Here is a 943-nt window from a genome sequence, read left to right on the forward strand (position 1 = left end):
GACAACATACGGTTGACAGAAAAATGCTTTCCTACATCACGCAAAAATTCTAAGTAGTTTAAATTGCATAACCATTCCGCGTTATTCACAATACAAGCATCGGTTTCTCGGTCACCGAATGTCAAATAGTTAGCAAATACTTTTTTTATACCATCAATATTTGCAGCAATATCATATTGTGTCAGGAGGCGTCGTGCTTCATCTTTGAAGGAAGGATCACCGATCAATCCGGTTCCTCCGCCCATTAAAGCAATGGGGCGATGACCCGTTTTTTGTAACCAATAAAGCATCATAATCTGAAGAAGACTTCCAGCATGTAAACTCGATGCTGTTGGATCAAATCCAGTATAAGCGCTTACAGTTTCTTTTGAAAAAAGATCATCTAAGCCTTTTTCATCTGAAATTTGGTGGATAAAACCACGTTCGCTCATAATGTGTAAAAAATCAGATTTAAAGGCAAACACAGATTTAATTTCCTAATTTAAGAGTGTATTTATTGTATATAATAGGCGATTGTATAATGAATTATTAATGCGTTATCTACCATAAATAACGCACATATCACAAAAGAACGAAATATATTAATAATTAAAGATAATAATACAGGTATTATTCCTTTTTTACGCTAAAAAAACACTCCACAGTAATAGAAAGAAGAACTCTTTATCCTAATTTCTACCCTGAAATGAAATTTAGGAAAGTTGCAAATACATTCTGTAACAGTAAATTACTTCAGTTGTAAACAGAAGCGGCTTTTGCTGTTTTTTTATGAAGTTCTTGTATTTTTCTAAGTTAGTGAAAGTATTTCAGGAGGAGGAGCGAGAAGTTCATTGGTGATATGGTTATCCAAATAGTGTGCACATCGTTCAATAAGTTCTTCATGACATCCACTGAAAAAGTGATTAGCCTCTTCCAATATTTCTTGTGTGATGATGATACCTTT

The 943-nt window shown here is 33.7% G+C and carries 1 protein-coding gene and 1 pseudogene; both read right to left on the reverse strand.

Annotated elements, in window-relative coordinates; all coding sequences use genetic code 11:
• Nucleotides 1-464 (reverse strand): tyrosine--tRNA ligase (tyrS, locus tag ACFIO3_RS14090; RefSeq protein ID WP_375704687.1); only part of this gene is annotated, 464 nt, incomplete at its 3' end.
• 323 nt (nt 465-787) lie between these two features.
• Nucleotides 788-943: pseudogene (locus tag ACFIO3_RS14095) on the reverse strand (alpha/beta hydrolase); the annotation flags it as partial.

It is taken from the genome of Bartonella sp. AD328YNZD (genome assembly GCF_042196425.1).